This window comes from Pedobacter sp. PACM 27299 (assembly GCF_001412655.1).
GTDB lineage: Bacteria > Bacteroidota > Bacteroidia > Sphingobacteriales > Sphingobacteriaceae > Pedobacter.
Genome location: NZ_CP012996.1, coordinates 5,337,347 through 5,351,564, shown reverse-complemented (window position 1 = coordinate 5,351,564; position 14,218 = coordinate 5,337,347). Strand labels below are relative to the sequence as shown.

14 protein-coding genes are annotated in these 14,218 nt (G+C 41.2%); 7 read left to right on the top strand and 7 right to left on the bottom strand.

The window, feature by feature from the left end:
• Nucleotides 1–7 precede the first annotated feature (7 nt).
• Entirely contained in the window at nt 8–589 is a 582-nt protein-coding gene (locus AQ505_RS22415; protein ID WP_062550228.1) for a helix-turn-helix domain-containing protein, read from the top strand.
• 44 nt (nt 590–633) lie between these two features.
• On the opposite strand, the gene AQ505_RS22410 is transcribed toward AQ505_RS22415, so the two are convergent.
• On the bottom strand, nt 634–831 hold the full coding sequence (locus tag AQ505_RS22410; RefSeq protein ID WP_062550227.1) for a DUF5808 domain-containing protein: 198 nt from the start codon (nt 829–831) through the stop codon (nt 634–636).
• Between the two features lie 133 nt (nt 832–964).
• Nucleotides 965–1,123, bottom strand: coding sequence for a hypothetical protein (locus tag AQ505_RS26525; RefSeq protein WP_157262529.1), 159 nt, complete (start codon nt 1,121–1,123; stop codon nt 965–967).
• A 161-nt stretch (nt 1,124–1,284) separates the two neighbouring features.
• Here AQ505_RS26525 and AQ505_RS22405 point away from each other — a divergent pair, with 161 nt between their 5' ends.
• Nucleotides 1,285–2,046 (top strand): DUF1269 domain-containing protein, encoded by a 762-nt coding sequence (locus AQ505_RS22405; RefSeq protein WP_062550226.1) that lies wholly within the window; start codon nt 1,285–1,287, stop codon nt 2,044–2,046.
• A 20-nt stretch (nt 2,047–2,066) separates the two neighbouring features.
• Here AQ505_RS22405 and AQ505_RS22400 read toward each other — a convergent pair whose 3' ends face one another.
• The 3 genes from AQ505_RS22400 to AQ505_RS22390 form a co-directional block, all read right to left on the bottom strand.
• The gene (locus AQ505_RS22400; RefSeq protein ID WP_062551165.1) at nt 2,067–2,960 is read right to left on the bottom strand and encodes an EamA family transporter; all 894 of its coding nucleotides are present in this window, start codon (nt 2,958–2,960) and stop codon (nt 2,067–2,069) included.
• A gap of 102 nt (nt 2,961–3,062) precedes the next feature.
• The gene (locus tag AQ505_RS22395) at nt 3,063–3,632 is read right to left on the bottom strand and encodes a Crp/Fnr family transcriptional regulator (RefSeq protein WP_062550225.1); all 570 of its coding nucleotides are present in this window, start codon (nt 3,630–3,632) and stop codon (nt 3,063–3,065) included.
• Between the two features lie 5 nt (nt 3,633–3,637).
• Nucleotides 3,638–4,264, bottom strand: coding sequence for a chloramphenicol acetyltransferase (locus AQ505_RS22390; protein ID WP_062550224.1), 627 nt, complete (start codon nt 4,262–4,264; stop codon nt 3,638–3,640).
• 260 nt (nt 4,265–4,524) lie between these two features.
• Here AQ505_RS22390 and AQ505_RS22385 point away from each other — a divergent pair, with 260 nt between their 5' ends.
• The 4 genes from AQ505_RS22385 to AQ505_RS22370 all read left to right on the top strand — a co-directional run bounded on the left by AQ505_RS22385 (nt 4,525) and on the right by AQ505_RS22370 (nt 8,211).
• Nucleotides 4,525–5,346 (top strand): universal stress protein, encoded by an 822-nt coding sequence (locus tag AQ505_RS22385; protein WP_062550223.1) that lies wholly within the window; start codon nt 4,525–4,527, stop codon nt 5,344–5,346.
• Between the two features lie 228 nt (nt 5,347–5,574).
• A complete protein-coding gene (locus tag AQ505_RS22380; protein ID WP_062550222.1) occupies nt 5,575–6,042 on the top strand; it encodes a RidA family protein in 468 nt (155 codons plus the stop codon).
• A gap of 15 nt (nt 6,043–6,057) precedes the next feature.
• Entirely contained in the window at nt 6,058–7,080 is a 1,023-nt protein-coding gene (locus tag AQ505_RS22375) for a sugar kinase (protein ID WP_062550221.1), read from the top strand.
• Nucleotides 7,081–7,104: 24 nt separating this feature from the next.
• Nucleotides 7,105–8,211, top strand: coding sequence for a D-TA family PLP-dependent enzyme (locus AQ505_RS22370; protein ID WP_062550220.1), 1,107 nt, complete (start codon nt 7,105–7,107; stop codon nt 8,209–8,211).
• On the opposite strand, the gene AQ505_RS22365 is transcribed toward AQ505_RS22370, so the two are convergent.
• Together AQ505_RS22365 and AQ505_RS22360 are read right to left on the bottom strand one after the other, a co-directional pair.
• Nucleotides 8,212–8,988 carry a DeoR/GlpR family DNA-binding transcription regulator gene (locus AQ505_RS22365; protein WP_062550219.1) on the bottom strand — a complete coding sequence of 259 codons (777 nt, stop codon included), beginning with the start codon at nt 8,986–8,988 and terminating at the stop codon, nt 8,212–8,214.
• A gap of 59 nt (nt 8,989–9,047) precedes the next feature.
• Nucleotides 9,048–11,684, bottom strand: coding sequence for a family 20 glycosylhydrolase (locus AQ505_RS22360; RefSeq protein ID WP_062550218.1), 2,637 nt, complete (start codon nt 11,682–11,684; stop codon nt 9,048–9,050).
• 163 nt (nt 11,685–11,847) lie between these two features.
• Here AQ505_RS22360 and AQ505_RS22355 point away from each other — a divergent pair, with 163 nt between their 5' ends.
• Entirely contained in the window at nt 11,848–14,211 is a 2,364-nt protein-coding gene (locus AQ505_RS22355; protein ID WP_231634962.1) for a glycoside hydrolase family 20 protein, read from the top strand.
• Nucleotides 14,212–14,218: the final 7 nt, after the last annotated feature.

The following is a 14,218-nucleotide window of genomic DNA, read 5'->3' as shown; positions in this document are numbered from 1 at the left end:
ATGTACTATGGAAGAGGATGTAATCCTGAAGATCAGTTACCGGATAAAAGAAATAAGAAAAGAAAGAGGCATTACCGTTCAGGAATTGGCAGATCGTGCAGGGGTGAGCAAAGGTTTGATCTCTCAAATTGAAAATAACCGTACCGTTCCTTCTTTGATGGTCTTGATAGACATTATCAAGTCGTTGGATGTGGATCTAAACCAGTTTTTTAAAGATATCTCCGACAGTGCAAATAAAGCTCCGGTAGTTGTCAAAAGAAAATCGGAATATGAGTCCTTTGAAAAGGAGCAGGCTTTAGGCTTTTTATACAAGCGCATCCTGACCAAGTCTATAAAGAATGCTACCGTAGATATTGTGTTGCTGGAATTGGAACCCAATGCCTCCCGGCCAATGGTGACTACGGAAGCTTTCGAATACAAATATATCCTGGCAGGAAATGTGAAATACCATTTTGAAGACCAGGAAATAGAGTTGTCTGCAGGTGATTCTTTACTTTTCGACGGTCGCTTGGCACATACCCCAAAAAATACAGGCACAGATAAAGCAATTATGCTAATCCTATACTTCTTTGAAGAAGTAAAGTCATAACAATACGCCACACCATTACCTTCTTTACCTTCCCTGGCTAATTACTATGGAAGGTAAAGAAGGGTATAGATGAACATGACACTAATAGTCAGTAAAATGAGGATATTCATTTTATGCGCAAAGTTTAAGGTATATCCCATGGATCTTTCGCGCTTAGGCACGAAAAGCCTGGAATCTCTTGGGTTCCAATAGATGAATCCCATCTTGTAATTAACAATGTTGTCTACAGGGTCTAAGTCCATTTTGAGCTTGTTTTTTAAGTTTGGTTTGTATAAATATATGATTTTCAGTCAATTTATAAAACACTGTTAAAAAATAATTGCAGTTTTTTTTGCGGCTTTTTTTTCCTGTTTTTTCATCTGTTTTCAAGGCAAACTAAGCCTTGCTTTTTTTTATAGGTACCTTTTTCGCATCTTTGGCAGAAGTTTCATTCCCTGGTTCTGCTCCTTTGGCTTTTTTACCGGCATCTGCCATTTCTTTTTCCTGAGTTTTGGTTTTTGGATTGCCCTTAATGCTGTCTTTTGAATTTTTCATGGTGATTTCTTTTAGTTTCAAGTATAAACAGATAAACAATTGAAGAATATTTTGGTTTAAATGGGGCTTCCCAGAATAATCACAATTACAGCTTGGCGATTAAAACAAAATATCCATTGATTTGTAGTTATATCACGTAATTAAGAACAAAAAACATTTCCATGGAAAAAATGATTCAGGCCTTATTCAACACTGAAGTAGAGGCATTCAAAGGTTTAAAAGCGTTGCAGGAACTTAACCTGACAAACGACATCTCAGTTGGTGAGACCTATATATTAACACGTGATGAAGATGGAAAAGTAAATATCCGGTCAGCTAAGAATGAATCTTTGGGTAATGGCACCTTAACCGGTGGCGTAATTGGTGGTCTAATTGGGTTGTTGGCAGGCCCATTGGGATTTATTGTTGGCCTGGCAGGTGGAATGATTGCGGGTTCTGCCGGGGAAACATTAAAAGCAGAAGGCGTATCAGATTATCTGGACCAGATTTCTGCGAATATTCCGGATGGTAAATCTGTTTTAATCGCTCACGTATGGGAGAATTGGGAAACACCAGTAGATGCTTTGCTCGGTCCGTTGAGTATTGATTTGAAACGCTTTAATCTGGATGAGAAAGTTTTTGTGCCAGCAAAAACAGAGCTGGATAAATTGAACTCCGATATCAAAGCCGCAGAAAACAAACTGAAAGAAGTGGTTGAAACTGAAAAAGCTGATTGGGAAACTACCCTGACGAATTTAAAAGCAAAAAGAGCGGCACTGGAGGATAAATTAAGAACGCATACTGCACAGCAGGAAAAACAATATGAGGAATGGATCAGTCAATCTCCGGCCGACCATTCGGAAGATGCAGACAAACAGGCTCGCCTGGAAAATAGAATTAAGGAACAGAAAACGCGCCTTGACGAAATTAAAAAAGATAGATAGCAGTAAAAATTAAAAGGGGGCTAAGCCCCCTTTGGTTTTTCTATATTCATCAGCACGACTGCAGCAAGGATCAAAATGATTCCCCCCAGCTGCGTCAGACTAACCGGTTCTTTTAAGATAAAATGTGCCATGGCTACCGAGACAGGTATTTCCACTGCTGCGATAATAGTCCCCAGTCCAACTCCGGTAAGCGGCATTCCCATGGTAAAAAGTAAAGGAGGTAGAATGGTTCCGAAAAGTGAAAGGACAATTCCCCACTTCCAAAAGATGTCAAAAGAGAAATTCATGTTTAAAGAGGAGTGGAAAATGAGCATGATAATAATCAGTCCGCCGAGAACCAGGTATAAACTTCTTCTAACTACTGGTAAATGCAGGGCGATGCCATTGGAAGCATACACGGTAATGGTGTAAGATAATGCGGCTAACATTCCAAAACCGATACCGCGCCAATCTAGTGTTACCGACGATTGAAGCAGATTAGTCGCCAATATCGTTCCAGTGATAATGATCAGTACGGCAATGATTTTACGGTTTCCGGGACGTTTTTTATGCAGGATCATTTCCAAGACCACACCCATCCATACGGTTTGCATCAGCAGTACAATTCCTACACTCACCGGAATGTATTGAACCGAAAGGTAGTAGAAGGTGCTTGTAAGGCCCATTGCTGTTCCGGCAACCATTAGTTTCAATAAGCTTTTCCAGTTGGATACCGGAACAGTGGTTGCTGCTGGTTTTTTGCTAAACATACTGATGAGCAATAAACTGATCACGCCTATCGCAAATTGAGAAAGGGTAACTTCTGCTGTAGAATAACCTTCTTTATAGGCCATTTTAACAAATGTGGCCAACATGCCGTAGCTTGCTGAACCTAATGCCACCAGAATACTTCCTTTTATTAAATTGTTTTTCATCAGTATAGGATTGTGATGAGGCGATGTGCTCATCGAATAGCTAATTATTGTTGCAAAGAAAGCGCTTTTTCAGAGAGAAAGTCTTTACATAGGTTGAGGCTTTTACAATTCAGCTCTGATTCTGCTGAGCTGTGTCGGGGTAATTCCAAGGTAGGAAGCAATGTGGTGCAGTTTTAAGCGCTGCAACAATTGCGGGTGGTTTTGTTTGAATTCCGCATACCGTTGTCCGGCAGTTTCATGTTTCAAACTGATTTCCCCGATTTCTTTTTCAATGACCCAATGCTGTTCCAGGTAATGAATATAAAATCTGGCGATGTCCGGAAATTGCGCTGTTAGCCGGGAAAACTGTTCAAAAGGATAGCTGATAATTTCTGTTTCTTCTAAGGCCTGGATGGTAAATTTGCTGGGTTGCTTTAAGAGCATGGCGCTGGTGGAGGCCACCAGCGTTTGTTCGGGGAAGAATTTCTTGATCACCATCGCACCGTCTTTATCGGTATAGAAATAGGAAAGCAGTCCTTTTTTTATAAAATGAACTCTTCTAGGAATCGCTCCTTCCAGCAGTAGATGTTCATGCCTGGCCAGTTTCTGTTCTTTTAGCAATTCCTGCCAGGCTTCCTGAGCAGCAGTTGAAATCGTCGCATAGCGGTTGATGTATTTCCAGAATTCTTCCATGAGCTTTAGGATTCGTTTAGCAGTTCCTGAAAGCGTTCGATAAATTGTCCTAAGTGGTAGCCATCCATTAACGCATGGTGTACGTGAATCGATACTGGCATGGTTCTTTTACCTTCGGATTCAGTCATTTTACCAATGGAAATCTTCGGACTGCTGTCTGCAAAAGTAAAACTTCTGGCATGCGACATGGACGTGAAATCAATCCATGGCAATGCGGAGAAATGAATTACACAATCTCCTGAACGGGCAGGGAAGAGAGAGGTGCTATTGCTTACCGTTTCAATTTCTTTTTCAGCGATGATTTTGAACTCGGAAAAATCCGCTGCATATTCCATATAAGAGAAACCAAAGGTGCCATCTGCTCTGCCAATGGTAGCAGACACATCGACCTGATCGAATACCCAGACTTGATCCTCTACAATACGGTATCGGAAACAAGGAATCTGATTTGCTGCCTGTAGTGCTTTATGCAGGTAATGTAAGAAAAAGGAAATGCCTTTTGCCTTAGCCGTCGTGTAGGCAATGGTACAGTCTATGTTTATGGTCACGCCAAAAAATGGTTCTTCAAATTGGCTGAAAAAATGGAAATGGTCTTTTCTTGCCCAGGTATTTAAGTCTAATATTTGTGTCATTCGGGTTTTAGTAAAATGGGAATGCTTAGCGTCCTAAGGGCAAAATCTCAGCCAATGTTGATCAGCATCAAAAACTGCATTCCCCATGGTATTGGTTTAGAACGGACTCAAATATCGGGCTTTTAGCCAAAACATCTGGTTTGTCATAGTAAATTAACTGGACGGTTTGTTTATTGTCAAATTAATTTCTAAAAAGCACTTGGTATGGCTTATCGCAGAAACTATTAGTTAATTTACGGATAACCTATTTATTTATTCTTATGATCACAATCATTGTCGCAACAGATTTTTCCGATGTCGCAGAGAATGCAGTAGCCTACGCTGCCGCCGCTGCAAAACATGGTCAGGCAAGACTGATTTTATTCAATTCTTATGCCCTTCCTCATCATGCTTCAAATACTATTTTACCCGCATCGAGCGTCCAGAAATTAATTGATGATAACAACAACCGTTTACAGGAACGTGCGCTGGACATTGCAAAAACCTATGGGATCACGGTTGGTTTTGAAACCAGATTCTCCTTTGTAGGCGATGAGCTTCATGATTTAATCAAAAAGTATGAGGCAGATCTGCTCATTCTTGGGATGGGGTCGAAAACGCTGGAACAAGATCTGATTGGAAATACCACCACTGCTGCCATTAAACAATTGAAATTTCCAGTCATTGCCGTTCCTATCGGTGCTAAATTTGAAGGATTGAAAAGAATCTTATTTGCCTGTGATGTACTTCGTGGTGTGCCAGAAAAAATCTTAAAACGGATTCAGGAATTGGCAATTAGCCTGAATGCAGAGGTAGAAGTTTTCCATGTGAATGGCGCAATTGAAGAATTGCAATCTGAAAATGCTTTATTGCCTGAAAAGGATGCAATTGGAAGTGGCCTCGCTGGGGTGAGTTATTACTATAAAAACGTGAAGTCTAATGCGGTGATCAAAGAGATTGAAAAAGAGATTAAAGCATTTAATGCAGATCTGTTGATCATGATCCCTAATAAATACGGCTTCTGGGCCTCATTGGTGCATAGAAGTAAAACTAGGGTAATGGCTTCAGGACTTGAAATTCCTTTGTTTTCCATTCCAGTTTAACCGGTTTACGCAGGCTAATGGTCTCATTTTAGAAAACTAGGCTTGTAAAAATAACCATCTGAATTAAAATCCGCTATTTTGCAAATATTTTGCAGGATAGCGAATTTATTGGTTTTAAGGGGGTTTTTATGAAGTTTTTAAAAATAATCCGCTTATTTGTGCAAATTTTACGCAAATTAGCGTGGGATTGATATATTTGATAAATTAGTATATCCTAATCAATTTCTCATGAATATAACTGCGCAAGACCGCTTTTTGAACTTAGGTTTAACCTTACCACCTGCCCCAAAGCCGTTGGGGATCTATAAACCTTACCTGATCGACGGTAAATATTTATACCTCTCTGGTCATGGTCCCGTTCAAACGGATGGTAGTCTGATTATTGGCCGTATTGGCGATGATATGGACAAAGACCAGGGGAAACTGGCCGCCCGTCAGGTAGGACTGACCATACTTTCTACTATTGTAGCCAATTTCGGAAGCCTTAATTCGATAAAACGTGTGATCAAAGTATTGGGAATGGTAGGCTGTACTTCCGATTTCGAAAGTCATCCTTACGTGATCAATGGCTGCAGTGAGTTGTTTGAATCAGTTTGGGGTCATGAAAATGGGATCGGTGTAAGAAGTGCAGTAGGAATGGGTTCTCTTCCCGGACGTATCCCCGTAGAGGTAGAAGGCCTATTTGAATTGGTTTAAGCTAATTTAGTCCCCATGAATTTGACTCCTTGTATTACCTGTTTTGGTGAAATCTTATTGCGTTTCAATACGCAGATGGGTTTGCGATTGATCCAGTCTGCTGCTTTAAATATCTATGTTGCCGGTGCAGAAGCTAATGTTGCGGTGCTATTGGCGAGGTTAGGTCTGGACAGCCGGATGCTGAGCAGGCTCCCTGATAACGATTTGGCAGAAATGGCAATTGCTGAGCTGCGAAAATATGGTGTAAATACCAGCGGAATAGCTAAAGGTGGAGAGCGTATCGGCACTTATTATGTGGAGAACGGTAACCATATCCGCCCAACTCAAGTCATTTATGACCGTTCGGGTTCTTCTTTTTCTCAGCTTAAACCGGGAATGATCGACTGGGAAAAACAGCTTGTGGATACCACATTGTTCCACTGGTCGGGGATCGCAGCTGCCTTATCTGCTAGTGCAGCAGCAGTCTGCAGCGAAGGAATCAACCTGGCGCATGAAAAAGGAATCACCATCTCTGCCGATTTCAACTACCGTAGAAAACTATGGAACTACGGGCAGGAAGCAAAAGAAGTGATGCCGGAATTACTCGCTTACTGCAAGGTGGCAGTTGCAGATCTGGACAGTGTGGCCATTTATTTCGGTATTAAAGCAGAGGAAAATCTACCATTAACCGACAGATTTGAACATTGCTTTGCCCTGCTTAAAGATAAAATGCCTTTGCTTCAAACCTTTGCCATGAGCTTTAGAGTAGTGGAGGGACTAAATCATGTTTATTTTGCGGGTTTAGCTCATGAAGGAAAGTTTTATTATTCTACCATTCATACCCTTCCATTGGTGACCGATCAGATTGGAACAGGGGATGCTTTTACTGCAGGACTCCTTTATGGCCTTTCTTCAGGTTTTAGCCCTGAAAAAATGATCAATTGGGCAACAGCCTGCGGCGTTATGAAACAAAGTGTACATGGCGACTGGGCACTGATCAGCAAGTCCGAAATTGAATCATTTATACAAAGTGGAATCTCCACTAAAATCAATAGGTAAAACCTTGTAATTAAATACTGAAATATGGAAAACTGGCAGAAGATCTCTAATCTGGATCAATATGATACCCCTTTATTTGTGGTGTACGAAGACCGCATTAAGCAGAATATTGAAATGGCAATCGATTTGCTTTCTGGTGATGTATCCAGATTCAGGCCACACATTAAGACCCATAAAATGGGGGAGGTACTCCAGATTTTTGCCAGCTATGGCCTATATAAAATCAAATGTGCAACCATTGCAGAAGCAGAACTTGCTGCTTTAAATGGGATGACAGATGTGATGATTGCCTATCAGCCGGTGGGCTTTAAGATTCATAGACTGATGGCGCTGATTGCCGCTTTCCCTGAATGTTCGTTTTCCTGTTTGGTAGATAACCTGGATACGGCGCGGGAGATTGGAGCTGCAGCAAAAGGTCAGGAAGTAAAAGTATATCTGGATCTGAATACGGGCATGAATAGAACAGGCTTTCCTGCTTCAGAAGATGTGCTTGCCTTTGTAAATGCTTTGAATGAAATCAGTGGTTTGAAGTTTATGGGCTTACATGTATATGATGGTCATATCCATGATCCTGATCCGGCGATCCGTGCAGCTCGTGCCAAACCAGCGATGGATAAAGTGCTTGCAGATGCGGATGAGCTGATCAGGCAGGGTTTTAGCGATTTAAAAATCGTAGCCGGTGGTTCCAATACATTTTCTTATTATGCCAGGATAGAAAGGCTGGAGTGTAGTCCGGGAACCTTTGTGTTCTGGGATGAGAATTATACCAGGTTATTGCCGGAATTGGCGTTTAAACCTGCAGCGGTATTGGTCTGCAGTGTGATCTCTTTACCGACACCGGGGCTTTTATGTGTAGATTTAGGATATAAGTCTGTTTCTTCTGAAAATCCAATAGAGAAGCGGGTGGTTTTTCCATGGAATCCAGATCTGATACCAATAGGGCATTCCGAAGAACACCTGACTTTGAAACATGTTGGACCAACGATATATAAAGTTGGAGACCGGATTTACGGTCTCCCATATCATGTTTGTCCTTCCTGTGCATTATATGAAGAAGCACAGGTGGTCAATAATCAACAGATTGAAAAGAGCTGGAGCATCAAGGCCAGGGATAAAAAGATCTCTATCTAGTTATAGAAAAGTAAGGTTCGGGTTTGCCCGTTTGTAAGGATCCAATAATGGGGCATCTGGTGGAAGCTCCGTCACAATATAATCCACTTCTGATAAGTTGGCAATTTTGATCTTCATCGTAGAATTCAGTTTCTCGGAAATGGACACGATCGCTACCTTATCAGAAGAAGCCAGCATAGCCTTTTTTACTTGTACTGTATCCCAGTCAGAATCGGAAAAACCACCTTCAATATCCAATGCATTTGTTCCCAATATGCAAAGGTCAGTTTTAAGGTGTGAGAGTTGATTGAACACATCCCCGCTAAAGCACATTTGGCTATAAGTAGAAATTTGTCCGCCAAGCATAATTGTTCTCACATTCGGTTTGTCCAGTAATTCTACTGCTGATAAAACACTGGCGGTCACAATGGTGATCCTCAGGTTTCCGGGAATGAGTTTAATGAATTCCCTGATGGTAGTACCGCCACCAAGCAGCAAAAGCATATCTTTTTTCAGTAAGGGAAGTAGTTTTTGAGCGATGGTGATTTTATCGTCCTGAGAATAAGCTTTTTGCTCAGAAGTATGGTGGTAAGCACTAGCCATTGCTCCACCCTTTACCTTAATCACCAGGTTTTCTTTTTCCAGTTCATTAATATCTCTTCTGATGGTATCTTCAGATACATTGACGATCAATGCCAGATGTTCAAATGTAGCGCGGGTATGGATGTTAATTTCTTTAACAATGAGCTGCTTACGCTGTGCTTTTGTTAATGGAGCTGGTTGTTGGTCGGTAGTCATTACTAATGATATGATTACAATAATACGGCTTAATTATAAAAAACAGGCAAATTTTGTACTTATGGCAGCTGCTTAGGGCTTGCCGTCCAATTCTCTTCTGGATGTATCGAACTTGTTTTTCCACCCCTTCCCTTACTATCAAACGTACGGAATCTGATGGAGCCTTTTGCCGGAATTGGTTTGGTATAAACCGTGCTGTTTATAGTCGGTTCTGAATTGTCTGTTGTATATCTGATGGTTAAACCAGGGAACTGAATGTTCAAATGTACCAGGCCATCTTTAACCGCTGCGCCAGCTGTAGGGAGCCTGTAATTCATCGATTCAAACGCTGCATCAATTCTTGGCAGCTCTCTTTTGCCAACTACATTTACAAATTGCGACCAGGCACGGTTGTACAATTGTTTTCTTTTGATAGAATCCGGTTCATTTGCCCATTCCGGATCGGTAGCCCAGGCTCTTTCTGCTAATCCCAGCAATTTGGGCATGATCATATATTCCAGATCTTTCGATCCTTTGATTGTCTCACTCCATAATAATCCTTGTAAACCAACGATGTTCGCCTTTCCTTTAGCAGTTAAACGTTCTTTTGAATCGTAAAAACCTTCTTTTAAGGTATTGCCGAATTTGTCTTTGTTGGAATTTAGGAAAGAATTGAAGGGAATGAAATTAAAAGCCTTGTCGATATCGGCATATTCGCCCCAGTAATAACCAGGTTCATCGAATGATTTTTGATAAGCCATATCGAAATAGAAATTACTCACACCACCCAATATGACTTTATAGCCCACATTTGCCAAGCGATAAGCAAGGTCTTCTGCTCCCCAGCCAATGATGTTGTTCCATACATTTAAATGGATATTTTTATCGGCTAGTCCTGGATTGATCACATAAGATTTCTTTCCACTGGCAACTACAGGCTGCATGCCTACTTCTTCCCAGCCGGATAAATACAGCTTCTTTTTCTTCAGCATCTCATTTAGGCGGGTGTAAAAATATGCCCATAAACCGTTTACATCTTTTAATTCCGGATTTGCTTTTACAAAGGCTAAACTAGTTGGAGAAGCTTCCCATGCACCATCAGGAACTTCATCGCCACCAAAATGTATAGTTTCCAGCGGCGCATTTGCTGCTTTGTACATAGCCATGATCTCATCAGTTACCTTTTCCATAAAATTATAGGCGGAAGGAAGTGCAGGATCAATCACATTGTCGTTCCAATTTTGTACCGAACGGTAGGTAGAAGGGTCGTTAAGGTCTTGTAACAGATATTCCGCTGCGGCTTCTGGCTTACCTGATTTCATTAATCTGTGGTAACGGATCTCCATGGAGCGGACCGCTGCTCTAGCGTGTCCTGGAGCTTCGATTTCTGGAATCACGCGGATGTGTCTGGCATTGGCGTGTTTTAAAATGGCAATGAAATCAGCAATACTGTAATGGCCAGTACCATGTGGATTGTTCATAAATGGCCCAGAACCAAATGATGGAATCAGGTAATTTGCATTACTGTCTATAGGATGTCCCCTTCTTGAGCCGATTTCGGTCAGCTCAGGCAAGCCTTGAATCTCGAGCCTCCAGCCTTCATCGTCATTTAAATGGAAGTGTAAAACGTTCAGTTTATACATGCCCATCAGGTCTAAAAGTTTGATGATTTCTTCTTTAGTCTGGAAGTTTCTCGCCACATCGATCATCAATCCCCGGAATGGGAAACGTGGCTGATCTTGAACCAGCGCATTTTGAATGGTAATGCTGGCTACTTTTACGCCTCTTTTCTGCGGTGGAAAGCTGCTGAGTAAAGATTGAATGCCATAGAATATTCCTGTTGGATCAGCAGCGCTGATCGCCAGGCTATTTTGATTGATGTTTAAGATATAACCTTCTTTTGCAATTGATTTATCCAGTTTTAATAGAATCTTTTTATCCGCAAGCCCTTTAACTGCAGCTTTACCATGGATTGTTTTACCACTGACTACTTTTCCAGAGGTCAATAGCAGCCCTATCTTTTCGTTTAGGAAATTTCTTTCATCGCTAAATGATGGATCTGCTGTTATTTTGACACTTTGATCCAGGATAAAACTGCCGCTCTTTTTTTCATAGGTTACTGGAGTAGGGAATACCTTTTGAAGGTCCTTATCTGGTAGGTTCGTAATGATTTTGTTCTCTTCGTAGATGAGTTCAGGAGTGATCGCAGGCACACGATCCTGTTTATTTCTGGCAAATTGTGCCGGACTGGTAGAAGGAATAGCCTTCACATTTTTTATAGGAATAGGTTTTTTTGGATCATGATCATAAATCAGGTAAAAGCCTTCCGGAGCATCAGTGAAATTTACTGCCCAATCGCTGGAGGCAAACTCAATATTTACGGAAGCTCCATTACTAATAGGGACGAATTTATCAGTTGGACGAATATAGTACAAGTCTCCATTGACATGTACAATGTCTACTTCCCCAGTCACTGTTTTGGTTAGGATTCTTCTCGCAAAATTGAAATATAACTTCCAGTTTTTGTTCATTAAAGGAATTTCACTGTTGTTTTGAACATTCAATACAGATAGGAATTGACCTGCGCCAGCATGGCTATTCTCTATTATTTGCCAATTAATTGCAATGTTTTTTGCATCTGATGCGTCTTTTTTCGCTTGAGCAGGAGCAAGGAATGCCCATAAAACCATGGGGAACAGTGGCAGTAGTCGTCTCATTTTTATACCGATTATAAGCCTAATATAGTATTTACATCATTAATCTGCAAGTCAAGGAACTTCTTCTGAATAAATTAATTGAGGAGCAGAAACTTAATTATTTAATTCTTATGTTTGAAACGCGTGTTTTGTTGCAAAAAATATGCAAACCAAATGTACAGGTATGATTTTCGGAAACAAACGGAAGAACAAAGGTCGATATTTAAAGCTCAGCTTTAAGCTGATTCTGATGGTGGCATTACTATTTTCAGGTAGGGCATTATATGCTCAGGATTCCTTATTTCGGGTGATTCCCGAACCAGTTTATGCAAAAAGTACAGGCCTGAAGACATTTATTCATCCGGAAACCGCTATTTATTACCCTGAATCTTTAGCCGCGGATGCAGCCCTGCTCAATGAAGCGATCCGTTCCTATACTGGTTATGGGCTCCCTTTAAAGCCACAGCCCGAAAATACGATAGCGGCTACCATCGGTTTTGGGAAAGGTAGAACTTCAAGTCAGCAGCTGATACTTGAACTGGATTCGGTAAAGGTAAAAGAGCAAAGTGGTTACCAGTTGGCCATTCAGGACAATAAGATCGCCATTGTTGGACATGATCCTGCAGGTGTATTTTATGGCATTCAATCGCTGATGCAATTATTATCTCGTTCTGAAAATAACATATTGTCATTGCCTCAGGGAATAATTAAGGATTACCCCCGTTTTAATTATAGAGGAATGCACCTGGATGTAGGCAGGCATTTATACAGCGTTGATTTCTTGAAAAGGTTTATTGATCTTCTTTCCCTTTATAAATTCAATGTTTTTCATTGGCACCTGACAGAAGATCAAGGCTGGCGTATAGAAATAAAGAAATATCCTAAACTGCAATCTATTGCCGCATGGCGATCAGGAACGATTATCGGCCATAAAAAAGAAAGTCCACATACTTTTGATGGGAAGAAATATGGTGGATATTATACGCAGGAACAGGTCAAAGAAGTGGTGGCTTATGCAGGTTCTAAATATGTGAACGTATTGCCGGAGATCGAAATGCCAGGGCATGCACTGGCAGCACTGACAGCTTATCCAGAATTGGGATGTACCGGTGGACCTTATCAGACTGCACAGTTTTGGGGTGTATTTGATGATGTCTTTTGCGCCGGTAATGAACAGGTTTACACTTTCATGGAAGACGTTTTGGATGAAGTGATCAGCCTGTTTCCCTATGCCTATATCCATATTGGCGGTGATGAATGCCCTAAATTAAAATGGGAGCATTGTCCGAAATGTCAAAAGCGCATCAAAGATGAAGGTCTTAAAGATGAACATGAACTGCAGGGTTATTTTATGAAGCGCATAGAGCGTTATCTGGCAGGTAAAAATAAAAAAGCCATTGGCTGGGATGAGGTACTGGAAGGTGGCATTTCTAAAAGTACCACAATCATGAACTGGAGAGGAGAACAAAGTGGTATTGCTGCGGCAAAAGCCGGTTATGAAGTCATTATGACGCCTGAAAATCTATTGTACCTGGACTATTACCAGAGTTTAAATAAGAATGAACCAATAGCAGCAGGGAATTATACTCCATTATCAAAGGTTTACGCTTATGAGCCTGTTCCTGATGCGCTAAGTCCGGAAGAAGCAGGTTACATTAAAGGAATTCAGGCAGCGGTATGGACGGAATATATGAGTGACGAAAAACACTTGGAGTATATGGTTTTTCCACGTGCATTGGCCGTATCGGAAATCGCCTGGTCGGAAAGAGGCCGGAAAAACTATCCTTGGTTTTTAAACAAATTACGTCAGCAGGAAGCTTTGCTCAAAAAGAAAAATGTGAACTATTTCCCTTATTTTGATGAGCTTACTGCAGAATCAAAAAATGAAGTGGGACAGGTTGGAACGCTTGCGCTAAAAACTACTTTACCTAAGGCATTAATTAGGTACACTACTGATGGTTCAAAACCAGTAGCCAGCAGCAAACTGTACCAGCAGCCAATTTTATTAAACCGTTCGATGGTATTGAATGCGCAGTTATTTGTGGGGAAAAAGCCGACAGGAAGGGTGTTTAACCAGCAGTTCCAGCATCACCTGGGTTCGCAAAAGAAAATTACCTTGGTAAATCCGCCAGCAGGAAAATATGCTTTTCCGGCAAACCTGCTGTTGAATGGCATGGAAGGACACCATAGGTTCAATGACGGTCAATGGTTAGGCTTTAGCGGGAAAGACCTGGATGCGGTGGTAGACCTAGGTAAACTGACACCGGTATCCAATATTGGAATCAATATTTTAAATTACCATTGGCAGCGGATGTGGGCACCAACACGACTTCGCTTTCTGGTGTCAGCAGACGGAACAAATTTTAAAGAAATATATACTAGAGAGAATTTTGAAAAAGATGGGATCAATAAAGTTCAGGCCCGTTTTCCTGCTCAGCAAGTACGATATGTACGGGTGGTCGGAGAAAATGTAGGAACTATTCCGAAAGGATCTTATGGAGAAGGAGAAAAGGCCTGGCTGATGGCAGATGAAATTATAATCCAATAAATCCCAT